This window comes from Pseudomonas sp. CFBP 13602 (assembly GCF_014842725.1).
Lineage (GTDB): Bacteria > Pseudomonadota > Gammaproteobacteria > Pseudomonadales > Pseudomonadaceae > Aquipseudomonas > Aquipseudomonas baltica.
In genome coordinates this window covers 221,345-244,158 of record NZ_JACYVT010000005.1, presented here as the reverse complement: position 1 = coordinate 244,158, position 22,814 = coordinate 221,345, and the positions used below count along the sequence as shown (strand labels likewise).

Genomic DNA, 22,814 nt, shown 5'->3' with positions numbered 1-22,814 from the left:
TGCCACGCTCGGCATTGCCATTGAACAGCAGGGACGTGCTTCGATGAACCGCAACGAGCTGCGCAAGGCTGATATCAACCTGATGGTGGTGTTCGAAGCCCTCATGCTCGAGCGCAACGTCACCCGCGTCGCGGAAAAGCTGTTCCTCGGCCAGCCCACGGTCAGTTCAGCCCTGAACCGGCTGCGCGCCCTGTTCAACGACCCGCTGTTCATCCGCATCGGCCATCGCATGGAACCCACCGCGCGCGCCGAGGAAATCATTCGGCACCTCTCCCCCGCGCTGGACGCGATGTCGGTGGCGCTGAGCCTGACCCATGATTTCGATCCGGCCGTAAGCACCATGACCTTCCGCATCGGCCTGTCCGACGACGTCGAGTTCGGTTTGCTGCCGCAAGTGCTGCGCGCACTGCGCACCGAGGCGCCGAAAGTGGTGATCGTGGTGCAGCACGTGGATTACTGGCGCATTCCCGACCTGCTCGCCTCCGGCGACATCACCGTGGGCATCAGCCAGACCCGCGGCCTGCCGGCCAATGCCAAGCGCAAACTACTACGCCGCATGCGCCCCCGCGTGCTGCGCGCCGATAAATCGGCCACCCCTCTGACCCTGGACGAATACTGCGCCCGGCCCCATGTACTGGTGTCACCGACTGCGCACACCAGCGGTATCGCCGATGAGTGGCTGCAGGAAATCGGCCGCACCCGCCAAGTGGTGCTGTCGGTGCCCCAGTTCAGCTCGCTGCCCGCCCTGCTCGCCGGCACCGACATGCTCGCCGGCCTGCCCGACTACGCCGCCACCGCGATGGCTGCCCATGGAAACCTGTTCGACGAACCGCTGCCGTTCGATGCGCCAACGCTGGATTTGTCGATGGTGTGGTTGAGCATCACCGATACGGATCCGGCGGAGCGGTGGTTGCGGTCGCGGCTGGAGGCGTTCATGGGAGATCGAGGGGGGGTGGTGTAGGGTCGCAACAACGTGTAACCCATCTCACAAACTCGCCTTGGTGGCGGGTTTGTTGCTGAAAAGCAATCTCTGGAAACCATGACCTGCCTGCTGCTGCCACCCGTAGCACCGTGAATCATTTCTCCACTGGCGCCCCCTTCCCCATCCACTACCCTCGCACCACCACCGCAGGAAGCGGTTCCTCTTTCAACGCATGGAGCACGCATGTCTCTCGCTATCGTTCACAGCCGAGCCCAGGTGGGCGTGGGTGCGCCTGCGGTCACGGTCGAGGCGCATCTGGCCAATGGGCTGCCGGCGCTGACGCTGGTGGGGCTGCCGGAGGCCTCGGTCAAGGAGAGCAAGGATCGCGTGCGCAGCGCGATTCTCAATTCGGGGCTGGAGTTTCCGGCGCGGCGGATCACCCTGAACCTGGCGCCGGCGGATCTGCCGAAGGACGGCGGCCGGTTCGACCTGGCCATTGCGCTGGGTATCCTGGCGGGCAGCGGGCAGATTCCGGCCATTACCTTGGATAACGTGGAATGCCTGGGCGAGCTGGCGCTGTCGGGCGCCGTGCGGCCGGTGCAGGGTGTCTTGCCCGCTGCCCTCGCTGCTCGCGATGCAGGGCGAACGCTGATCGTGCCCAGGGATAACGCCGAAGAGGCAGCGCTGGCCTCGAACCTGACGGTGATTGCTGCGGATGATCTGATGCAGCTGGTCAGTCACTTCAATGGGCGCAACCCGATCAGTCCTTTCAATGCCAATGGCCTGCTGCTGTTGAGCAAGCCTTATCCAGACCTGAGCGAAGTGCAGGGCCAGGTTGCGGCCAAGCGTGCGCTGCTGGTGGCCGCCGCTGGCGCGCACAACCTGTTGTTCAGCGGCCCACCGGGAACGGGCAAGACCTTGCTCGCCAGTCGATTGCCCGGATTGCTGCCGCCGCTGGACGAGCGCGAAGCGCTGGAGGTGGCGGCCATTCAGTCGGTGGCCAGCCATGTGCCGCTGAAGAACTGGCCGCAGCGGCCCTTTCGGCATCCTCATCATTCGGCCTCGGGCGCTGCCTTGGTAGGCGGTGGCAGTCGGCCGCAGCCAGGAGAAATCACCCTGGCGCATCATGGCGTGCTGTTTCTCGATGAATTGCCGGAGTTCGACAGGAAGGTACTGGAAGTCTTGCGCGAACCCCTGGAAAGCGGAGAGATCGTGATTGCGCGGGCGCGGGACAAGATCCGTTTTCCGGCGCGGTTCCAGTTGGTGGCGGCGATGAACCCGTGCCCGTGTGGGTATCTGGGTGACCCCAGCGGCAAATGCCAATGCGGCAGCGACCAGATTCAGCGGTACCGCAACAAGCTGTCCGGGCCGTTGCTCGACCGGATCGATCTGCATCTGACGGTAGCGCGCGAGGCGACGGCGCTGAGCCATGTGCCACAGGCGGGTGAGAATACGGCCAGTGCTGCCAGCAAGGTGGCCGAGGCGCGCGAGTTGCAGAGTCGGCGTCAGGGGTGTGCCAATGCCTTTCTCGATCTGCCGGGGTTGCGCGAGCATTGCAGGTTGTCGGTCGAAGATGAGCGCTGGCTGGAAACCGCCTGTGAACGGCTGACGCTGTCGCTGCGGGCGGCGCACCGGTTGTTGAAGGTGGCCCGCACCTTGGCGGATCTGGAGCAGGCGAAAGACATCGAGCGGGCGCATGTGGCGGAGGCGTTGCAGTATCGGCCGTCGGCGCAGTGATCGGTAAGACGCCAGGCGTCATTGCGTTTCAGCACGCCCATCGGGGATACCGCCGACGCGGCTTGCGCCGCTGCTACAGGGGATTGGGTATTCATTCATCACCGCGTCGGTCGTGAATGCGGTGTTCGGGGCTCACCACGCCGGCGGGGGATTGCGATACCCCTGTAGCAGCGGCGCGAGCCGCGTCGGCGGTGGGTGCGGTGTGGCTGTCGGAACGCGATCGGGGCCAAAGCGGCTTGCGCCGCTGCCACAGGGCTTGGAGGCTACAAAACCACGCGCAGGACTTGGCCGGCGTGGTAGAGGGAGAAGCCGGTTTCATAGACGCCGGTGCGCAGGGTCGGTACCGAAACGGGTTTATCCGTGCAGAACGGCAGGGGCAGCCTGTCGGCCTGGCCATGCAGCAGAAACTGCGCCAAGGCCTTGCCCACGACGGTGCCGGTGGTGTTGCCACGGCCGTTGTAGCCGGTGACCGAGACCAGCCCCGGGGCGGGTTCGAACAGGCGCATGAGGTGGTCGGGGGTGAAGTCGATGCAGCCGGTCCAGTGCATTTCCCATTCGACCTTGCCCAGTTGGGGAAAGTAATGGGTCTGGATGCGGTCGGCCCAGCGGCGGATGAACCAGGCCGGCTTGTTGTCCACGCGGCCCATGCTGCCGAGCAACAAACGGCCATCATCGTCACGGCGAATGCTGCTCAGTACCAGGCGGGTGTCCCAGGAACCCTGGCCGTGTTTGAGCACAGCGTCTGCCGCGGCCGAGTGCAGAGGTTTGGAAGCCACCTGGTAGTAGTAACCACGGAAGAACTGGCCTTGCAGATTGCACCAGTCGCCTTCGGTGTAGGCGCCGGTAGAGATCAGTACCTTGTCGGCGTTGACTTCGCCTTTGGCAGTCTTGACCAGCCAGCCACCACCCTGCTGTTCCAGGCCCAACACCGGCGAGTGCTGGAACACCTGCCCGCCCAGGCGCTCGACGGCCGAGCCCAGGCCACGGGTATAGGCCATGGGGTTGATGGTACCGGCGCGCCGGTCGAGCAAGGCGGCCTCGATCTTTTTGGTGCCGCAGTAGTCGACGCATTGCGCCCCGGTGAGCAGCTCGACGTCGGCGCCGCGCCGTTGCCATTGCTCGCAGCGCGATTTCAGGTCGGCCACGCCATTGGCGTTGTGGGCCATGTGCAGGGTGCCGTCGTTGTGCGCCTGGCAGTCGATGCCATAGCGCTTGATCAGCGCGAACACTTCAGCCGGCGCGCCGCCGAGCACGCTGTTGAGACGACCGCCCACCGCACTGCCCAGGGTCTGCTCGACTTCGTCGGGCGGAATCCAGGTGCCGGCGTTGACCAGTCCGACGTTGCGGCCCGAGCCGCCGGTGCCGATTTCACTGGCATCGAGCAGCACCACACGCTTGCCCTGCTCCAGCAACTCGATGGCAGCGCACAACCCGGTGATGCCGCCGCCGATCACGCAGACGTCCGCCTTTACCGCACTGGCCAGGGCCGCCTTGTGAGGGGGCCTGGCGGTGATGTGTTCCCAAAGACATTGTTGCCGTAGTTCGCTCATGACTCATTCCAAGCCAGGGAAATCGGGTTCGGACCGCGCCGTCGTCATCGCGGGCAGAGCCCGCTCCCACAGGGATATCCATTGCAGCAAAGATCCCTGTGGGAGCGGGTTCTACCCGCAATAGCGCCAGCCCCGCCACCACATCACTCAACCATCAATCAAACACGATGCCTTGGGCCAGCGGCAGTTCGCGCGAGTAGTTGACGGTGTTGGTCTGGCGGCGCATGTAGGCTTTCCAGGCATCGGAGCCGGATTCACGTCCGCCGCCGGTTTCCTTTTCGCCGCCGAAGGCACCGCCGATTTCCGCGCCGCTGGTGCCGATGTTGACGTTGGCGATGCCGCAGTCGCTGCCCGCTGCGCTCTGGAATCGCTCGGCTTCACGCAGGTCGGTGGTGAAGATGCACGAGGACAGGCCCTGTGGCACTTCGTTGTTCAGGCGCAGGGCCTCGTCGAAGTCTTCGTAGCTCAATACATACAGGATCGGCGCGAAGGTTTCATGGCGCACGACATCCGATTGACCAGGCATTTCGACGATGGCGGGTGCGACGTAATAGGCGTTCGGGTATTGATCGGCCAACTGACGCTCACCGCCGAACACTTCGCCCCCCTCGTCACGCGCCTTGGCCAGGGCACCCTGCATGGCATCGAAGGACTGCTTGTCGATCAGCGGGCCGACCAGATTGTCCTTGCGTGGATCGCCGATACGTACCTTGGCATAAGCCGCCTTGACCCGAGCAACCACTTCGTCCTTGATCGAGCTGTGCACGATCACCCGGCGCAAGGTGGTGCAGCGCTGGCCAGCGGTGCCCACGGCACTGAAGAGAATGCCGCGCACGGCCAGGTCGAGGTCGGCGCTGGGGGCCAGGATCATGGCGTTGTTGCCGCCCAGTTCGAGGATGGTGCGGCCGAAGCGCGCAGCGACCCGTGGACCCACTTCGCGACCCATGCGGGTGCTGCCGGTGGCGCTGACCAGGGCGACGCGCGGATCATCGACCAACGCCTCGCCCGCTTCGCGATCACCGATGATCAATTGCGCCAGGCCTTCGGGCGCATCGCCGAACTGCTGCAGGGCCTTGTCGAACAGCGCCTGGCAGGCCAGCGCGGTCAGCGGGGTCTTTTCCGATGGTTTCCAGATCACCGAATCACCGGCCACCAGGGCCAGGGCAGTGTTCCATGCCCACACCGCCACCGGGAAGTTGAAGGCGCTGATCACGCCGACCACGCCCAGCGGCTGCCAGGTTTCACGCATATGGTGACCTGGGCGCTCGGAAGCGATGGTCAGGCCGTACAGCTGGCGAGACAGGCCGACGGCGAAATCGCAGATGTCGATCATTTCCTGCACTTCCCCCAGCCCTTCCTGGGTGATCTTGCCCGCTTCGACCGAGACCAGCTCACCGAGCTGGGCCTTGTGTGCGCGCAGGACTTCGCCGAACAGGCGCACCAGCTCGCCACGACGCGGGGCCGGCACGGTACGCCAGGCCAGGAAAGCGCTATGCCCCAGCTCGATCTTGGCCACGACCTGCGCCTTGGATTCCAGGCTCACCGAGGCGATCTGGCTGCCGTCGATTGGGGTGTGAACAGGATGGTTGCCATCCTTGAATGCACTCGCCGCAACACCCAGGCTTTCGAGCAGGCCATCGACCATTATTTTCTCCTCACAAGGCTTTAACGATAAGAACGGATTGAGATCAGTATTAATCCGCAGGCCAGACCACCACAACGGAGCAATATTCCATATATCATTCCCTCACCTCATGACCTTGCGGCGATGCCTCCATGTCAAAACGCCTTGTTCCTTCGATGACGGCCTTGCAGTGCTTCGAAGCGGCCGCCCGCCACCTGAGCTTCACCCGCGCAGCGGAAGAACTGCACCTGACCCAGAGCGCGGTCAGCAAGCAGGTTGCGCAGCTCGAAGACATGCTGCGTCACCACCTGTTCCTGCGCATCCGCCGACGCCTGCAACTGACACCGGCCGGCTCGCTGTACCTGGCCGAAGTGAACAAGATCCTCACTCAGGTGGACATTTCCAGCCGCTACATCCTGTCCTACGGCGACGAAACCGAAGTGCTCACCGTCGCCACCCAGCCCAGCTTCGGCGTGGGCTGGCTGATCCCCAAGCTCAAGGGTTTCGGCAAGGCGCACCCCAATATCCATCTGGACATCCGCAACGAACTCGAGCCGTTCGCCTTGCTGCAGGCCAAGGCCGACGTGGGGTTTTTCTTCGGCCAGGGCACCTGGCCCGGAGCGACCTGCATCGAGTTGTTCGACGATCAGGTGGTGCCGGTGTGTGCGCCCGACCTGCTCGATCAGCCGCTGACCCACGCCGAACAGTTGGCCGAGCTGGTATTGATGCAATGCACGTCGCGCCCCGAGGCGTGGCACGAGTGGTTTCTGGAGCAAGGCCTGAGCGCCCAGAACAGCTACCACGGCCCGCGCTTCGATACCTTCTACATGTGCCTCAGCGCTGCCCTGTCCGGCTGTGGCGTGGCCCTGGTGCCGCGCTACCTGGCAGAGAACCACCTGGCCAGCGGCAACCTGGTCATGCCCTGGCCGCACACCATGAGCAGCCAGGGCGCGCATTTCGTCGCCTTTGCCGAACACGCCGCGGAAGTGCCGAAGGTGCGCGCGCTGGTCGACTGGATTCTGGGGCAGATCGCCCACTAGCGGCGCAGCATGAACGACAGCGAAGCCGACCTGCGGGAATGACCCCCGCACTTTTTTTCGCTTGATCGTGCAGGTCATTCCCCGCTTTCATACTCCCAGCCCTTTGCGCCAGGAGTTCGCCATGCCTTTCGTCAGCCCCGACCAGACCCGTGCCGCGTTTTCCCGCGCCATGTCCAAGATGTACAAGAACGAAGTGCCGTTGTATGGCGACTTGATGAGCCTGGTCGGCGAAGTCAATCGCCAGGGTCTGGAACAACAGCCGGATTTGGCCGCGTCCCTGGCGCGCACCGGCGAGATCGAGCGTCTGGATGCCGAGCGCCATGGCGCGATTCGGGTCGGCACCGCCGCAGAGCTGGCAACCATCGCTCGGCTGTTCGCGGTGATGGGCATGCAACCGGTGGGCTACTACGATCTCACCTCGGCGGGTGTGCCGGTGCACTCCACGGCATTTCGCGCGGTGCACGAACAGTCTTTGCAGGTAAGCCCGTTTCGCGTGTTCACGTCCCTGCTGCGTCTGGAACTGATCGAGGATGCCGCATTGCGCGAACAGGCCACCCACCTGCTGGCGCAGCGGCAGATATTCACCTCGCCGTGCCTGGCCCTGATCGAGCGATTCGAGCGCGACGGCGGCCTCGACCAAGCCGACGCCGATGCGTTCGTCGAGCAGGCCCTGGAAACCTTCCGCTGGCACCACGACGCCACGGTGACAGCGGACCAGTATCAACGCCTGCACGACGCCCATCGACTGATCGCCGATGTGGTGGCGTTCAAGGGGCCGCACATCAATCACCTGACCCCGCGCACGCTGGACATCGACAAGGTGCAGGCGCTGATGCCCGCGCGCGGGATCACACCCAAGGCCGTCATCGAAGGGCCGCCGCCGCGTCGCCATGCCATCCTGTTGCGGCAGACCAGCTTCAAGGCGCTGCAGGAAAAGGTCGCCTTCACCGATCAGGCCGCTGTCGCCGAAGGCAGCCACACCGCGCGCTTCGGCGAGATCGAGCAACGCGGCGCGGCGCTGACGCCCAAGGGGCGTGCGCTGTACGATCGCTTGCTGAACGCCTCGCGCAGCGCGCTTGCCGGGTTCCCCAGCGAGACCAATGCCGACGAGTACATGCGTCTGCTGGGCGAGCAGTTCAGTGAGTTTCCGGATGATCTGGCGCAGATGCGCGAGCAGGACCTGGCGTTCTTCCGCTATTTCGCCAGCGGCCAGCCCAGCGCGGGCCAGACGACGCTGAAAGGTCTGCTGGACAATGGCGCGATTCGCTGCGAGCCCTTGGTCTACGAAGATTTCCTGCCGGTCAGCGCCGCAGGCATCTTCCAGTCCAACCTGGGCGACGATGCCCAGGCCGACTATGGTTTGGGGTCGAGCCAGGAGGCTTTCCATCAGGCCCTGGGCCGAACGGTGCTCGACGAGCTGGCGCTGTACGCCCAGACCCAGCAGCGCTCGCTGGACGACTGCGCCCGCGCACTGGGCCTTGCCGCGCTGAACTGAGGCCGGTCGCGCCGAAGCCTGCCGCTAGCGGGCACCGCCTACACGGAAACGGTTCACTTCCTGGCGCAGCTCTGCGGCCAGGCCTTCCAGCTCGCGGGCGGTCTGGGCCAGGTTGGACACCACCTCGCGCTGCTCGCCGTTGGTCATGGCAATGCTCTGCAGGTTGCTGCTGAGCATGGTGGCCGTGCTGCTCTGCTCCTGGGTGGCGGTGCTGATGGCATCGAACTGATTCCCGGCCGAACGGCTCTGCTCGTCGATCTGCGCCAACGCCTGGGCGACCTTGGCGTTGCGCGTCAGGCCTTCGCGCATCAACACGTTGCCTTGGTCCATGGTGCTGATGGCGTTGGCGGTTTCCTTCTGGATGCTGCTGATCATGCCGGAGATTTCATCGGTGGCCTGACGGGTGCGTGAGGCCAGGCTGCGCACTTCGTCGGCGACCACGGCAAAGCCCCGGCCCTGCTCGCCGGCACGGGCCGCTTCGATGGCGGCGTTGAGGGCCAGCAGGTTGGTCTGCTCGGCAATCGAGGTGATCACGCCGACGATGCCGCCGATTTCCTGCGAGCGCTGGCCCAACGTGTTGATCACCCCTGCGGTGCTGTTCAGCGCGCCGGCGATCTGCTCGAGAGAATTGGACGCCTCATCCATGGAGGTTCGACCGATGCGGGTCTGCTGGGCGTTGTCCTGGGCCATCCGCTGGGTGTGGCCCATGTTGTCGGCGATATCCAGGGACGTCGCACTGAATTCCTCGACTGCGCCGGCCATGCTGGAAATCTCGCCGGACTGGTGTTCCATGCCCTCGTAGGCGCCCGCCGACAGGCTCGACAACGTTTGCGCGCGGCCACTGACTTCATGGGCGGCATTGCGGATGTGCACGACCATGTTCGACAAGGCTTCGCCCATGTGGTTGAAGCTGCTGGCCAGCTGGCCTATTTCGTCATGGCTGGACACCTTCAGCCGTGCATCGAGGTCACCCGCGCCCAGGGCTTCGGCCTGGCGCACCAGTTCGCCCAGAGGCCGCAGCTTGCTGCGCAGCAGCCAGATGGCTGCGCCCACGGCGATCAGCATGGCCAGCAGGCTGCCGATCGCCAGTTGCGTCCCCACGCTCCAGGTCACGGCATTGATTTCTGCCTTGGGCATGCTCGCCACGACGCTCCAGGGCCCGCCGGGGAATGTCACCGCTTCGGAAAAGATGTCCTGCTTGCCGTCGTTCCACAACCGGCCCTTGCCATCCAGCAGTGCCAGGTCGGCCAATGCCTTGGCGGCGGCGTCCGGGTCGTTGACGTTGGCTGGCGCTACCAGCCAGCGATTCTGCTCGTCGAGCAAGGCCAGCGAGCCGGTCTGGCCGATGCGGAAGCGCTGCAGGTTGGCGAACTGGGTGTTCTGCGCGTCGGTGTAGTCGAAGCCGACGAACAATACCGCAATCACTTGGCCTGAGCCGTCGCGCACCGGTGTGTACTGGGTCATGTAGGAACGTTCGAACAACACCGCACGGCCGATGTAATTCTGGCCGTCGAGCAAACGCTGGTAGGCGGGATGGGCATGGTCGAGCGCGGTACCGATCGCGCGGCTGCCATCCTGCTTGGTCAGGGAAGTACTGATACGCACGAACTCGGCGCCGCTGCGCACGAACACCGTAGCGACACCCGCTGTCAGCTGCTTGAAATCGTCGACTTCCTTGAAGTCGTTGTTCAGGGTCTGGCTGCCCAGGCGCAGGCTCGGTGTCTGCTGGTTGGCCACTGTGACCGGGCTGCTGGCGTCCACGCTCAGGCCGCCGGCGAAGCGCTTCTCGAACAGCCCGCTCAAACGCTGGGTGCTGTCGCGCAGGGTGCTGTGGAAGGTGCTGAGCTGGTCGGCCAGCAGCCGCGCCTCGCTGGCCATGTGCTGTTCGCGGATGGCCAGGTTGGCGATGTCCAGCGAACGCAGGGCGAAGGCGGTGCTGCCGGTGATGACGATCGCGAGGATCACGGCCAGGGCAATGCCCAGCTGCGTGGCGATACGAGCGCGAGGTTGAGACATGTGAAGCTCCTGGGAAACGTGTACGTGGCAGGCAGTGCCAGGGATGGTCCAGACCTTTCTTGCACCTGCCATCCTTGATTTTATTGGTACTGCTACATCGGCGATCCAAACGAATACTTGAGCGCCGCACTGCGACATGAACGTTACACATCACATTTGCGTTGCGCTGCCACAAGGCTGAGAATCCTGCGTCCCACCCCTGAGCCGACCGAGCCGGATTCATCATGCAGCCCACCGTACGTATCGAACTTCAGGCCCTGCTTCGGCTGGCGGGGCCGCTGATCGCCTCGCAGCTGGCACACATGCTGATGGTCCTGACCGACACCCTGATGATGGCCCGCCTGAGCCCCGAGGCGCTGGCTGGCGGCGGCCTGGGGGCGGCCAGCTATTCCTTCGTCTCGATTTTCTGCATCGGCGTGATCGCTGCAGTCGGCACCCTGGTGTCGATCCGCAAGGGTGCCAACGACCAGCAAGGCGTGGCGCGCCTGACCCAGGCCGGGTTGTGGCTGGCTTGGGGCATGGCGGCGGTGGCGGCGGTACTGCTGTGGAACCTGGGGCCGGTCCTGGCCATGCTCGGGCAGACTCCGGCCAACGTCGCTTTCGCCACCCAGTTCCTCTTGCTGCTGCCCTTCGCGCTGCCAGGCTTCCTGAGCTTCATGGCGCTGCGCGGCTTCACCGCCGCGCTGGGTCGGGCGACGCCGGTGATGGTCATCAGCATCATTGCCACGGTAGCCAACTACCTGCTCAACCATGCGTTCATCGAGGGCCTGTTCGGCTTGCCCAAACTGGGCCTGGTGGGCATCGGCATGGTCACCGCGATCGTCAGCAACCTGATGGCAATCGCCCTGGCGCTGTACATCCGCTATCACCGTGCCTACACGCCCTACCCGCTGCTCAAGGGTCTGGCCCGGCCGAACCTGCCGGCCTTGCGCGAGTTGTGGCGATTGGGGCTGCCGATCGGTGGCACCTACGCCGTGGAAGTCGGCCTGTTCGCCTTCGCCGCGCTGTGCATCGGCACCATGGGCAGCACGCCGCTGGCGGCGCACCAGATTGCCCTGCAGATCATCTCGGTGGCTTTCATGGTGCCTGCCGGCATGTCCTACGCGGTGACCATGCGCATCGGCCAGCACTACGGCGCCGGGCACTTGCTGGCTGCGCGCCTGGCCGGGCGGGTCGGCATCGGCTTCGGTGCGGTGGTGATGCTCGGCTTCGCCCTGCTGTTCTGGCTCGCACCGGGCCCTTTGGTGGGCATCTTTCTGGACCGGGCCGACCCGACCTTCCACGGTGTCATCGAGCTGGCCATCAGCCTGTTGGCGGTGGCGGCCTGGTTCGAGATGTTCGACGGCATCCAGACCATCGCCATGGGCGCCATTCGCGGCCTCAAGGATGCCAAGACCACGTTCCTGGTGGGACTTTTCTGCTATTGGGCCATCGGTGCGCCAGCGGCCTGGAGCCTGGCGTTCCACTTCCAGCTCGGTGCGGTGGGCGTCTGGTGGGGATTGGCGCTGGGCCTGCTGTGCTCGGCCTGTACCTTGACCTGGGCGTTCGAATGGCGCATGCGCCGACTGCGCCGTCTGGCCGGGCCTACGGCGCTGGCGACCTGATGGCCTGGGCCTGGCCGAAACGCAGGAATGCCTGCAGCTGCTCCAATGGCAGGGGCCGGCTGATCAGGTAACCCTGCACCTGATCGCAGCCGAAATCGCGCAGCAACGCAAGCTGCTCGGGGGTTTCGACGCCCTCGGCGACGACCTTGAGGTCAAGGTTGTGCGCCAGGTTGATCATGGCGTGGACCAACTTGCTGTTTTCCGGACGCTGTTCCATGCCACTGACGAAGCTCTTGTCGATCTTGAGCAAGGCGATCGGCAGGCTGCTCAGGTGGACGAACGAGGAGAAGCCGGTGCCGAAATCGTCGAGGGAGAAACGCACGCCCAGGCAGCCCAAGGCGTCCATGGTCCGCTTCACCAGGTCGTTGCGGCGCATCACGGCGGTTTCGGTGAGTTCGAATTCCAGCCAGCCGGCGTCGATGCCGCGCTCGGCGATCAAGCGCCCCAGAGTGCTGAGCAGCTGGCTATCCTGGAACTGCCGGAACGACAGGTTGATTGCCATGTGCAATGGTTCGAAGCCACCATCGCGCAAGGTCTGCATGTCGCGCAGGGCGCGGGCGATCACCCAGTAACCCATCGGTACGATCAGCCCACTCTGCTCGGCCAGGGGCACGAATTCGCCGGGGGCAAGCACGCCACGCTCGCGGTGGCGCCAGCGCACCAGGGCCTCGAGACCGACGATGGTATTGCCGCTCAGGTCCAGCCGCGGCTGGTAGTGCAGCTCCAGCTCGTCACGCCGCAGGGCGCGGCGCAGCTCGCTTTCCAGGTCCGCCAGGCTGCGCGCGTGACGGTTGATGCGTTCGTTGAACAGATGATAGCTGCAGCCCTGGGTGCTCTTGGCCTGCTGCATGGCGATGTGCGCATGCCACATCAGCGGATCGGCGCCCGCACCGGCGCGGGCATGGGCGATGCCCAGGCTGCAGCCGATCAGCAGGCTCTCGCCGTCCACGTAATACGGCTCGGCCATGGCCTCGATGATGTTGGCGGCCAGGCGCTCGGCCCGTGACGGGTCACGCCGGGTGTCGAGCAACAGGGCGAACTCGTCGCTGCCCAGGCGGGCAACCTGATCGCCCGCCTCGAGCTGCTTCTTCAGGCGCGCCACCACCTGCAGGATCAGCCGGTCGCCGGCCTGGTGCCCGAGCGCATCGTTGGCATGGCGGAAGTTGTCCATGTCCAGGTGGCCCAGGGCTACGCCACGGCCCTCCTGCTCGGCCAGGCGCGCGGCCAGCAGTGTCTGGAAACCGGGGCGGTTGGCGATGCCGGTCAGCGGGTCCTGCTCGGCCAGGCGCTGCAGGGTGTCCTGCAGCACGCCACGCTCGCGCACATGGCGCAGGCAGCGGCGCAGCGTGTCGCTGGTGAGTTCGCCCAGCACCAGCCAGTCGCTGGCGCCCGGCGGCGGCTCGTCCGGCTCCTGGGTCAGCAGCAGCACGATCGGCAGCGCGCAACGGCCGGGCGCCGGCAGCAGGGCGGTGGTGGTCAGCAGCAAGGTGCCGGGCTGGTTGTCGAAGTGCGCAGCCACAGGATCCCAGGCGGACGCCTCGATCAATGTGGCCACATTGCCAAGGGTCGCCAGACACTCACGCAGCGACGTGGCCCAGGTGCGATCCTGGGCCAGCAGCAACAGCCGCGCGGGTTCGACAGGCGTAGACAAACGAGCTCCTTGGGACAGTTTCACAGTCATTCGATAGCGCTTAAAAACGGCCTCGCCAGCAGCTCGGGGCAGACCCAATCCACAGTACGTGTCAACGTGTAACCACATCCTGCTGCAAAGTCGGCAAACCGGCAAATTTTAATGGATCTGCGGTCGCGGCACAGTTGAACCAGCGGTGCTAAAATGCGCGGCCATTTCGTCAGTGACTCCCGTCATGTCCCGACTCAACCCCCGGCAGCAAGAAGCCGTGAACTACGTCGGCGGCCCTCTTTTGGTGCTCGCCGGTGCAGGCTCCGGCAAGACCAGCGTGATCACCCGCAAGATCGCCCATCTGATCCAGAACTGCGGCATTCGTGCCCAGTACATCGTCGCCATGACCTTCACCAACAAGGCGGCGCGCGAGATGAAAGAGCGCGTCGGCAGCCTGCTGCGCGGCGGCGAGGGCCGCGGCCTGACCGTGTCGACCTTTCACAACCTGGGCCTCAACGTCATCCGCAAGGAACACGCGCGGCTGGGCTTCAAGCCAGGCTTCTCGATCTTCGACGAAGCCGACGTGAAAGCGCTGATGACCGACATCATGCAGAAGGAGTACTCGGGCGAAGACGGCGTCGACGAGATCAAGAACATGATCGGCGCCTGGAAGAACGACCTGGTCCTGCCGCCCCAGGCGCTGGAGCAGGCACGCAACCCCAAGGAGCAGACCGCCGCCATCGTCTACAGCCACTACCAGCGTACGCTGCGCGCGTTCAACGCGGTGGACTTCGACGACCTCATCCTGCTGCCGGTCAAGCTGTTCCAGGACCACCCCGACGTTCTCGAAAAATGGCAGAACAAGGTCCGCTACCTGCTGGTGGACGAATATCAGGACACCAACGCCAGCCAGTACCTGCTGGTGAAGCTGTTGATCGGCACGCGCAACCAGTTCACCGTGGTCGGCGACGACGATCAGTCGATCTACGCCTGGCGTGGCGCGCGTCCGGAAAACCTGATGCTGCTCAAGGACGACTACCCGTCGCTGAAGGTGGTCATGCTGGAGCAGAACTATCGCTCCACCAGCCGTATCCTGCGCTGCGCCAACGTGCTCATCTCGAACAACCCCCACGCGTTCGAGAAACAGTTGTGGAGCGAAATGGGTCACGGCGATGAAATCCGCGTGATCCGCTGCCGCAACGAAGATGCCGAGGCCGAGCGGGTGGCCGTCGAGATTCTCAGCCTGCACCTGCGCACCGACCGGCCCTACAGTGACTTCGCCATCCTCTACCGGGGCAACTACCAGGCCAAGCTCATCGAGCTGAAGTTGCAGCACCACCAGATTCCGTATCGCCTGAGCGGCGGCAACAGCTTCTTCGGGCGTCAGGAAGTGAAGGATCTGATGGCCTACTTCCGCCTCATCGTGAACCCGGACGACGACAATGCCTTCCTTCGCGTGATCAACGTGCCGCGCCGGGAAATCGGCTCGACGACCCTGGAGAAACTCGGCAACTATGCCACCGAGCGCAAGATCTCGATGTACGCGGCCACCGACGAGATCGGCCTGGGCGAACATCTGGACGCCCGCTTCACCGATCGCCTGGGCCGCTTCAAGCGCTACATGGACAAGGTCCGCGAGCAGTGCGCCGGTGAAGACCCGATCGGCACGCTGCGCAGCATGATCATGGACATCGACTACGAGCAGTGGCTGCGCACCAACAGCTCCAGCGAGAAGGCCGCCGACTACCGCATGAGCAACGTGTGGTTTCTGGTCGAGGCCTTGAAGAACACCCTGGAGAAAGACGAAGACGGCGCGATGACGGTCGAGGAAGCGATCGGCAAGCTGGTGCTGCGCGACATGCTCGAACGTCAGCAGGAAGAAGAGGACGGCGCCGAGGGCGTACAGATGATGACCCTGCACGCCTCCAAGGGGCTGGAGTTTCCCTACGTGTTCATCATGGGCATGGAAGAGGAAATCCTGCCGCACCGTTCCAGTATCGAGGCCGACACCATCGAGGAAGAACGCCGTCTGGCGTACGTGGGTATCACCCGCGCGCGACAGACCCTGGCGTTCACCTTTGCCGCCAAGCGCAAGCAGTACGGTGAGATCATCGATTGCGCGCCCAGCCGCTTCCTCGACGAGCTGCCGCCCGACGATCTGGCCTGGGAAGGCAACGACGATACGCCCACGGAAGTCAAAGCCGTGCGCGGCAATACTGCATTGGCCGATATCCGCGCCATGCTCAAACGCTGAATTCAACCCTGCCCGGGCCACAGCCGGCCCGCGCACATTGGTACATCGAGGAACCACCGTGGAAGCTCTGCACAAAAAGATTCGCGAAGAAGGCATCGTGCTTTCCGATCAGGTATTGAAGGTCGATGCCTTTCTCAATCACCAGATCGATCCGCTCTTGATGCAGCAGATCGGCGACGAGTTCGCTCGCCGCTTTGCCGATGCCGGGATCACCAAGATCGTCACCATCGAGGCCTCGGGTATCGCGCCGGCGGTGATGGCCGGGCTGCGCCTGGGCGTGCCGGTGATCTTCGCGCGCAAGCATCAGTCGCTGACGTTGACGGAAAACCTGCTGGTGGCTTCGGTGTATTCGTTCACCAAGCAGACCGAAAGCACCGTGGCCATTTCGCCGCGTCATTTGAACAGCAGCGATACCGTGTTGGTGATCGATGATTTCCTGGCCAACGGCAAGGCATCGCAGGCATTGATTTCGATCATCAACCAGGCCGGTGCAAAGCTGGCCGGGCTGGGTATCGTCATCGAAAAATCCTTCCAGGGGGGCCGCGCCGAGCTCGATGCACAGGGCTATCGCGTAGAGTCCCTGGCGCGCGTGCAGTCGCTGGCCAACGGCATCGTGACCTTCCTGGAGTGACCTGATACACCGCATCCAGCCCTTCGCGGCCGATGACCGCTCCTACGGCGAGCATCATCGGCCTGCGTGGGAGCGACCCATGACCGCTATGGCTGGCATCATTGGTCTGCGTAGGAGCGACCCACGACCGCTATGGCTGGCATCATTGGCCTGCGTAGGAGCGGTCATCGGCCGCGAAGGGAGCACGCGGTGTAACGCCTAGAACACCGGGGTTTCGGTCTCCTGCAGGGCGGCCAGTACCAAACGCTGGTAAAGCTCTTCGCGCAAACCCTGCGGCTGGTCCAGCGCCATGCGCTGCAGGTGCAGCGGGTAGCGGTTGGCCGGGGGCGCTTCGAGCGCCGCCTTGCCCAGCTCGAGCATTTCGCTGAGCTTGAACTTGCTCTTGAGCCAATTCAGCGCCCGCAGCAGGTCCTTTTCCTCATCGGTGAAGTCACACCCCAGCGGATACTCCGGAAACAGCGGAGCATGCCGCTCGCGAATCGCCTGCAGACGCTCGCTGGTGTTGTTAGCGAAGCGCGGATCGAGCACGAAATCCCGGCTCAACTTGCCGGCACGCTGGGCCTCGTCGATCAGGCTGGGCTGAAAGCGCGAATCGCTGATGTTGATCATCGCCTCGATCACCTCGGCGTCGGTACGCCCACGCAAGTCGGCGATGCCGTACTCGGTCACGACGATGTCGCGCAGGTGCCGTGGAATCGTGCAATGGCCGTAGTCCCACAGCACATTGGAACTGATCACCCCTGCCGACTCGCGCCAACTGCGCAGGATCAGCACCGAACGCGCGCCTTCCAGGGCATGCCCCTGAACGACGAAGTTGTATTGCCCGCCGACCCCGCTGATGACCCGACCGTCTTCGAGCTGGTCCGACACCGCCGCACCCATGACCGTGGCCGTGAACACGGTGTTGATGAAGCGCGCATCGCGCCGTTGCAGACGCTTGAGCTGCTCGTCGCCGTACAACTCGTTGATGTAGCTGATCGCGGTCATGTCGAACTGCGCAAGGCTGGCCGGGGGCAGCTCGCGCAAGCGCTCATAGAAACTGTTCGGCCCGAGGAAGAAACCGCCGTGCACCACCACCCCGTCCCGGTCCTCGTCGGCGTGCAGCACACCGGCGTTGGCCGCCGCCTGGCGAGCCACGTCGGGATACACCTTGCGGCGTATCACGCCTGCTTCGGCCAGGGCCAGCAGGCCGTTGACGAACATCTCGCTGCAACCGTACAGGCCGGTAGCAAAAGGCTCCACCCCACCTTCGGCCTGGATCAAGGCCTGCCAGGGCGACAGATCGAGCTCAGCGAGCAGCGCCCGGTAGCCGCCGTTGTCCGCCTGGCGCGCGAGCAAGGCAGCGCTCAGCGCATCGCCCATTGCACCGATGCCGATCTGCAGGGTGCCGCCGTCGCGCACCAGGGTGCTGGCGTGCAGACCGATGAAGTGATCCTGCAGGCCGACCGGCATGTTCGGCGTCGAGAACAGCGTCGAGCGCTCTGCGGTATCGACCAGCAGGTCAAAGGCCGCGCTGTCGATTTCGGCACTGCCCGGCATGAACGGCAATGCCTCGTGGACCTGGCCCAGCACCAGGATGGTCTCGCCAGCAGCGCGACGCTTTTCGATCATCGGCAGCAGATCCAGAGTGATGTCCGGATTGCAGCTCAGGCTCAGGCGACCGGCCTGCTCGGGGTGCTGGCTGACCAGTTGCGCCACCAGGTTCAGCCCCTTTGCATTGATGTCGCGAGCGGCGTGGCTGTAGTTGCTGCTGATGTAGCTCTGCTGCGCCGTCGTGCTGCTCAACAAACTGCCCGGCTGCATGAAGAATTGCTGCACGCTGACGTTTGCGGGCAGCTCGTCACGGCGCAGGTCGGCGAGAAACTCGAACTCGGGATAATCACCGAAAACGCGCTCCACGAAGGGTTCGAGCAAGCGCTTCTGCAAACCGTCGCCCAAGGGTGGCCGGCCCAGCACCAGTGCGGTGTAGATCGTCAGGCGTCGCTGGGGAAGGCTCTTGATCCGGGCATACAGCGCGTTGACGAAGCGGTTGGGTTTGCCCAGGCCCAACGGCATGCCCATGTGAATGTGGGCAGGCAGTCGTTCGAGCACCTGGTCCACGGCTGCCTCGATGGAACATCGCTGGACCATGCACAGGCTCCCTAGAAATTGGCCGGTGTGGCGGCGCTGATAAGGCGTGCCGGCGTATCGAACGGATTGCGGAAGCGATGCGGCTTGCTGCTTTCGAAGTAGTAGCTGTCGCCCTCTTCCAGCACGTAGGTGTCTTGGCCAACCACCAATTCCAGGCGCCCCTCCACCAGGATGCCGGTCTCTTCGCCTTCATGCATGAGCATTTCCATGCCCGTGTCGGCGCCGGGTGGATAGACCTCGCTGAGAAAGGCAATGGCCCGGCTTGGATGGGCCTTGCCCACCAGCTTCATGGTGACCGCGCCGTCGGAGATATCGATCAGCTCACTGGCCTTGTAGACCACCTGGGTCGGCCGTTCGGCTTGCAGCTCTTCGGAAAAGAACTCGACCATGGACATCGGGATCCCGCCCAGCACCTTGCGCAGCGAGCTGATCGAGGGGCTCACGCTGTTCTTCTCGATCATGGAAATGGTGCTGTTGGTGACGCCCGCCCGTTTGGCGAGTTCACGCTGGGACAAACCCTTGAGTTTGCGAATGGCTTGCAGTCGTTCGCCGACGTCCAATGCGTAAGCCTCCTGGAATGCTGTGCAGTTCATGATGGCCGGTATCATGGCAACAGCGTTCGGGATTTACAACACATTGGCAGGCGCCGCCGCGGCACATGGGCGCAACGCGCTCCGGTCGTGGCGCCAGCGGTTGCGCTAGAGGTACTGCAGAGGCACCCGGCGCAGGTTGCAGAAGATCTGGTAGGCGATGGTCCCGGCGGCATGGGCCACGTCGCTGGCCAGCACCTGCTTGCCCCACAGTTCGACCGTGCTGCCGACGCCGGCATGGGGCACATCGGTCAGGTCGACATTGAGCATGTCCATCGACACCCTCCCTGCCAACCCGGTGCGTACGCCGTCGACCAGCACCGGCGTCCCGTTGGGTGCCAGGCGCGGGTAGCCATCGGCATAACCCATGGCCACCACGCCGATTCGGCTCGGCCGCTGGGTGACGAAGCGGGCACCGTAGCCCACGGCCTCCCCGGCAGGCAGTTCACGCACGCTGATGACCTTGGATTGCAGGGTCATCACCGGCTGCAGAGCGGCGCTGGCAGGCGTGGCGGTTTCGAACGGTGTGGCACCGTAAAGCATGATGCCCGGACGCACCCAGTCGCTGGGGATCTGCGGCCAGCCAAGCACGGCCGGGGAATTGCGCAGGCTGATTTCGGCTGACAGGCCTTGGCGCGCCGTGTCGAATACCGCCAATTGCTCGGTACTGCTGGGGCAGTCCAGTTCATCGGCGCGGGCGAAATGGCTCATCAGTACGATCTTGGCCACCTTGCCGCTGGCCAGCAGGCGCTGATAGGCGCTCTGGTAATCCTTGGGGTGTAGGCCCACGCGGTGCATGCCCGAGTCGAGCTTGAGCCAGACCTGCAGCGGCTGGCTCAACCGCGCCTGCTCGATGGCTTCGAGCTGCCACAGCGAGTGCACCACGCACCACAGCCCATGCTCGGTGATGAGGGGCAATTCGCTGGCTTCGAAAAAACCTTCGAGCAGCAACACCGGTGCCTCGATGCCAGCCGCGCGCAGTTGCAGGGCTTCCTCGATGCAGGCCACGGCGAACCCGTCCGCTTCGCCCTCCAACGCCTGCGCGCAGCGCACTGCACCGTGACCGTAGGCGTCGGCCTTGACCACTGCCAGTGCCTTGGCCCCGCTCATTTCACGCGCCAGGCGATAGTTGTGGCGCAGGGCCGAAAGGTCGATAGAGGCGCGAGCTGGACGCATGGCGGGCTTCTTGTGCAAAAGTTGACGAAGTCGCCCGGTTGTATACCGAACCGGGCGAGGAGCAGGTGTGAAACTTACGAGTGCGCTGGCGCTGACTGGCCTCGGCGAACGGTGTCGTACGGCTGGCCGTAGCGCGATATGTCGAGACCGGCAGCGCTGATCTGCGGCGTTTTACGCGCGATCAGGTCGGCAAGCAAGCGCCCCGAGCCGCACGCCATGGTCCAGCCCAGGGTGCCGTGACCGGTGTTGAGAAACAGGTTCTTGAACGGCGTGGCACCGACGATCGGCGTACCGTCGGGGGTGGTTGGCCGCAGCCCGGTCCAGAAACTGGCCTGGGCCAGATCCCCCCCCTGTGGGTACAGGTCATTGACGATCATTTCCAGGGTCTCGCGGCGACGCGGGTTCAGGCTCAGGTCGAAACCGGCGATTTCGGCCATCCCGCCCACGCGGATACGGTTGTCGAAACGGGTGATCGCGACCTTGTAGCTCTCGTCGAGAATGGTCGAGGTCGGCGCCATCGCCGGGTGGGTGATCGGCACGGTCAGCGAGTAGCCCTTGAGCGGGTAGACCGGCGCCTTGATGCCCAATGGCTTGAGCAACTGCGGCGAATAGCTGCCCAGTGCCAGCACGTAGCGGTCGGCGGTTTCCAGCTTGCCGTCGATCCATACACCGTTGATGCGGTCACCGGCGAAATCCAGGCGCTCGATGGCCTGGCCGAAGCGGAACTGCACACCCAGATCCTTGGCCATCTGCGCCAGGCGGGTGGTGAACATCTGGCAATCGCCGGTCTGGTCGTTGGGCAGGCGCAGGGCGCCGGCCAGAATGCCGGTCACCGATGCCAGGGCCGGCTCGACGCGGGCAATGCCCTCGCGGTCGAGCAATTCGTAGGGCACGCCGGACTGTTCCAGAACGGCGATGTCCTTGGCCGCGTTGTCCAGTTGCGCCTGGGTACGGAACAGCTGAGTGGTGCCCAGGGTGCGGCCTTCGTAGGCGATGCCGGTTTCCGCGCGCAGCTCGTCGAGGCAGTCGCGGCTGTACTCGGACAGGCGCACCATGCGCTCCTTGTTCACCGCATAGCGGCTGGCGGTGCAGTTGCGCAGCATCTGCGCCATCCACAGGTACTGGTCGACATCGCCGGTCAGCTTGATCGCCAGCGGTGAATGGCGTTCCAGCAGCCATTTGATCGCCTTGAGCGGCACACCCGGCGCGGCCCAGGGCGAGGCATAGCCCGGCGATACCTGCCCGGCATTGGCGAAGCTGGTTTCCATGGCGACGGCCGGCTGGCGATCGACCACGGTCACATCCATGCCCTGCCGAGCCAGATAATAGGCACTGACGGTGCCGATCACACCACTACCGAGTACCAGAACGCGCATGTGTGTCGCCCTCATCGCGGAAATCCGCTGACGTAAGATGTTAGGTCCGAAGATGTGGGCAGTATAAAAAGGTCCAGCCAGTGCTTTTCACTGTATGCAAGGCTATATTTGGCGACAATTCTCGGCCATCAGCGCTTTAACGGAGGGGCATCGCCTGTGCGTACCCAGCACCAGAGCAAACGCGAACTCGACAAGATCGACCGCAACATCCTGCGCATCCTGCAGGCCGACGGGCGCATGTCGTTCACCGAACTGGGCGAGAAGGTCGGCCTGTCGACCACACCGTGCACCGAGCGAGTCCGCCGCCTGGAGCGCGAAGGCATCATCATGGGCTATTACGCCCGGCTCAATCCGCAGCATCTGCGCGGCAGCCTGCTGGTGTTCGTCGAGATCAGCCTGGACTACAAGTCGGGCGACACCTTCGAAGAGTTTCGCCGCGCCGTGCTCAAGCTGCCCCATGTGCTGGAATGCCATCTGGTGTCGGGTGACTTCGACTACCTGGTCAAGGCACGTATCTCGGAGATGGCGTCCTACCGCAAGCTACTGGGCGATATCCTGCTGAAACTGCCCCACGTGCGCGAATCCAAGAGCTACATCGTCATGGAAGAAGTGAAGGAGAGCCTGAACCTGCCGGTGCCGGACTGATCCACAGACGCTTCAGACCAGCACCTGACGCGTACTGGCGATCAGCTTGTGCACCTGATGTTCCACGGCAGGGTCGATCAGCTCGGTGGGGCGCCGTCCGTTGGGGCACGGCAATGTCGGCGTGGTCCCGAACAGCCGGCAGATCAGCGGGCGCTCCTCGTACACCGTGCATCCCTGCGGCCCCAGGTGCACACAGTCGAGGCGGGCCATCGCGGCCTCCTGCTCGGCGGCCGTCTTGCGCGGCAGCCGGGCCATTTCCTCGGACGATGTGGTCACCGGACCGCAGCAGTCGTGGCAGCCCGGCACGCATTCGAACGAGGGAATCTGCTCGCGAAGAAAGCGGAGCTTGTGGCTGTTGCAGCTCATGACGGGTCACCTGGTGGGCAAGGCGCCATTGTGCCGC

17 protein-coding genes are annotated in these 22,814 nt (G+C 64.4%); 8 read left to right on the top strand and 9 right to left on the bottom strand.

Features of this window, described 5'->3' with window-relative positions; translation table 11 throughout:
• Positions 1–43: 43 nt before the first annotated feature.
• A complete protein-coding gene (locus tag IFU31_RS12345) occupies positions 44–961 on the top strand; it encodes a LysR family transcriptional regulator (RefSeq protein ID WP_192059370.1) in 918 nt (305 codons plus the stop codon).
• 204 nt (positions 962–1,165) lie between these two features.
• Positions 1,166–2,659, top strand: coding sequence for a YifB family Mg chelatase-like AAA ATPase (locus IFU31_RS12340; RefSeq protein WP_192103115.1), 1,494 nt, complete (start codon positions 1,166–1,168; stop codon positions 2,657–2,659).
• A gap of 263 nt (positions 2,660–2,922) precedes the next feature.
• Here IFU31_RS12340 and amaA read toward each other — a convergent pair whose 3' ends face one another.
• Both amaA and amaB read right to left on the bottom strand, forming a co-directional pair.
• A complete protein-coding gene (gene amaA, locus IFU31_RS12335) occupies positions 2,923–4,209 on the bottom strand; it encodes an L-pipecolate oxidase (RefSeq protein WP_192103113.1) in 1,287 nt (428 codons plus the stop codon).
• A gap of 154 nt (positions 4,210–4,363) precedes the next feature.
• The gene (gene amaB, locus IFU31_RS12330) at positions 4,364–5,854 is read right to left on the bottom strand and encodes an L-piperidine-6-carboxylate dehydrogenase (protein ID WP_192103112.1); all 1,491 of its coding nucleotides are present in this window, start codon (positions 5,852–5,854) and stop codon (positions 4,364–4,366) included.
• Positions 5,855–5,985: 131 nt separating this feature from the next.
• Between amaB and IFU31_RS12325 the strand changes: the two genes are divergently transcribed.
• Positions 5,986–6,873 carry a LysR substrate-binding domain-containing protein gene (locus tag IFU31_RS12325; RefSeq protein WP_192103109.1) on the top strand — a complete coding sequence of 296 codons (888 nt, stop codon included), beginning with the start codon at positions 5,986–5,988 and terminating at the stop codon, positions 6,871–6,873.
• A gap of 121 nt (positions 6,874–6,994) precedes the next feature.
• Positions 6,995–8,368 carry a 2-oxoadipate dioxygenase/decarboxylase HglS gene (hglS, locus tag IFU31_RS12320; RefSeq protein WP_192103107.1) on the top strand — a complete coding sequence of 458 codons (1,374 nt, stop codon included), beginning with the start codon at positions 6,995–6,997 and terminating at the stop codon, positions 8,366–8,368.
• 24 nt (positions 8,369–8,392) lie between these two features.
• Here hglS and IFU31_RS12315 read toward each other — a convergent pair whose 3' ends face one another.
• A complete protein-coding gene (locus IFU31_RS12315) occupies positions 8,393–10,384 on the bottom strand; it encodes a methyl-accepting chemotaxis protein (protein ID WP_192059360.1) in 1,992 nt (663 codons plus the stop codon).
• A 224-nt stretch (positions 10,385–10,608) separates the two neighbouring features.
• Between IFU31_RS12315 and IFU31_RS12310 the strand changes: the two genes are divergently transcribed.
• Positions 10,609–11,988 (top strand): NorM family multidrug efflux MATE transporter, encoded by a 1,380-nt coding sequence (locus IFU31_RS12310; RefSeq protein WP_192103105.1) that lies wholly within the window; start codon positions 10,609–10,611, stop codon positions 11,986–11,988.
• Here the strand turns inward: IFU31_RS12310 and IFU31_RS12305 are convergent.
• Entirely contained in the window at positions 11,969–13,639 is a 1,671-nt protein-coding gene (locus tag IFU31_RS12305) for a putative bifunctional diguanylate cyclase/phosphodiesterase (protein ID WP_122479944.1), read from the bottom strand. The genes IFU31_RS12310 and IFU31_RS12305 overlap by 20 nt on opposite strands.
• 214 nt (positions 13,640–13,853) lie before the next feature.
• On the opposite strand from IFU31_RS12305, the gene rep reads away from it, so the two are divergent.
• Positions 13,854–15,863, top strand: coding sequence for a DNA helicase Rep (gene rep / locus IFU31_RS12300; RefSeq protein ID WP_122479945.1), 2,010 nt, complete (start codon positions 13,854–13,856; stop codon positions 15,861–15,863).
• 58 nt (positions 15,864–15,921) lie between these two features.
• Positions 15,922–16,494: a xanthine phosphoribosyltransferase gene (locus tag IFU31_RS12295; RefSeq protein ID WP_192103103.1), complete on the top strand. Its 573-nt coding sequence runs from the start codon at positions 15,922–15,924 to the stop codon at positions 16,492–16,494.
• A 198-nt stretch (positions 16,495–16,692) separates the two neighbouring features.
• Here IFU31_RS12295 and IFU31_RS12290 read toward each other — a convergent pair whose 3' ends face one another.
• The 4 genes from IFU31_RS12290 to dadA form a co-directional block, all read right to left on the bottom strand.
• Positions 16,693–18,624, bottom strand: coding sequence for an acetyl-CoA hydrolase/transferase C-terminal domain-containing protein (locus IFU31_RS12290; RefSeq protein ID WP_122479947.1), 1,932 nt, complete (start codon positions 18,622–18,624; stop codon positions 16,693–16,695).
• Positions 18,625–18,635: 11 nt separating this feature from the next.
• Positions 18,636–19,184, bottom strand: coding sequence for a cupin domain-containing protein (locus tag IFU31_RS12285; protein ID WP_122479948.1), 549 nt, complete (start codon positions 19,182–19,184; stop codon positions 18,636–18,638).
• A gap of 138 nt (positions 19,185–19,322) precedes the next feature.
• On the bottom strand, positions 19,323–20,390 hold the full coding sequence (gene alr, locus IFU31_RS12280; RefSeq protein WP_122479949.1) for an alanine racemase: 1,068 nt from the start codon (positions 20,388–20,390) through the stop codon (positions 19,323–19,325).
• A 74-nt stretch (positions 20,391–20,464) separates the two neighbouring features.
• A complete protein-coding gene (gene dadA / locus IFU31_RS12275) occupies positions 20,465–21,766 on the bottom strand; it encodes a D-amino acid dehydrogenase (protein WP_192103101.1) in 1,302 nt (433 codons plus the stop codon).
• A 156-nt stretch (positions 21,767–21,922) separates the two neighbouring features.
• On the opposite strand from dadA, the gene IFU31_RS12270 reads away from it, so the two are divergent.
• Complete coding sequence (locus tag IFU31_RS12270; RefSeq protein WP_043192202.1) at positions 21,923–22,411, top strand: Lrp/AsnC ligand binding domain-containing protein; 489 nt, start codon at positions 21,923–21,925, stop codon at positions 22,409–22,411.
• 12 nt (positions 22,412–22,423) lie between these two features.
• On the opposite strand, the gene IFU31_RS12265 is transcribed toward IFU31_RS12270, so the two are convergent.
• Entirely contained in the window at positions 22,424–22,777 is a 354-nt protein-coding gene (locus tag IFU31_RS12265; protein WP_122479951.1) for a YkgJ family cysteine cluster protein, read from the bottom strand.
• Between the last annotated feature and the right edge of the window lie 37 nt (positions 22,778–22,814).

What these genes read in the sequence shown, in the direction of transcription:
- IFU31_RS12345 (WP_192059370.1), top strand. Translation starts at nt 44, where the DNA reads ATGAACCGCAACGAGCTGCGCAAGGCTGATATCAACCTGATGGTGGTG.
- IFU31_RS12340 (WP_192103115.1), top strand. Translation starts at nt 1,166, where the DNA reads ATGTCTCTCGCTATCGTTCACAGCCGAGCCCAGGTGGGCGTGGGTGCG.
- amaA (WP_192103113.1), bottom strand. Translation starts at nt 4,209, where the DNA reads ATGAGCGAACTACGGCAACAATGTCTTTGGGAACACATCACCGCCAGG.
- amaB (WP_192103112.1), bottom strand. Translation starts at nt 5,854, where the DNA reads ATGGTCGATGGCCTGCTCGAAAGCCTGGGTGTTGCGGCGAGTGCATTC.
- IFU31_RS12325 (WP_192103109.1), top strand. Translation starts at nt 5,986, where the DNA reads ATGTCAAAACGCCTTGTTCCTTCGATGACGGCCTTGCAGTGCTTCGAA.
- hglS (WP_192103107.1), top strand. Translation starts at nt 6,995, where the DNA reads ATGCCTTTCGTCAGCCCCGACCAGACCCGTGCCGCGTTTTCCCGCGCC.
- IFU31_RS12315 (WP_192059360.1), bottom strand. Translation starts at nt 10,384, where the DNA reads ATGTCTCAACCTCGCGCTCGTATCGCCACGCAGCTGGGCATTGCCCTG.
- IFU31_RS12310 (WP_192103105.1), top strand. Translation starts at nt 10,609, where the DNA reads ATGCAGCCCACCGTACGTATCGAACTTCAGGCCCTGCTTCGGCTGGCG.
- rep (WP_122479945.1), top strand. Translation starts at nt 13,854, where the DNA reads ATGTCCCGACTCAACCCCCGGCAGCAAGAAGCCGTGAACTACGTCGGC.
- IFU31_RS12290 (WP_122479947.1), bottom strand. Translation starts at nt 18,624, where the DNA reads ATGGTCCAGCGATGTTCCATCGAGGCAGCCGTGGACCAGGTGCTCGAA.
- alr (WP_122479949.1), bottom strand. Translation starts at nt 20,390, where the DNA reads ATGCGTCCAGCTCGCGCCTCTATCGACCTTTCGGCCCTGCGCCACAAC.
- dadA (WP_192103101.1), bottom strand. Translation starts at nt 21,766, where the DNA reads ATGCGCGTTCTGGTACTCGGTAGTGGTGTGATCGGCACCGTCAGTGCC.
- IFU31_RS12265 (WP_122479951.1), bottom strand. Translation starts at nt 22,777, where the DNA reads ATGAGCTGCAACAGCCACAAGCTCCGCTTTCTTCGCGAGCAGATTCCC.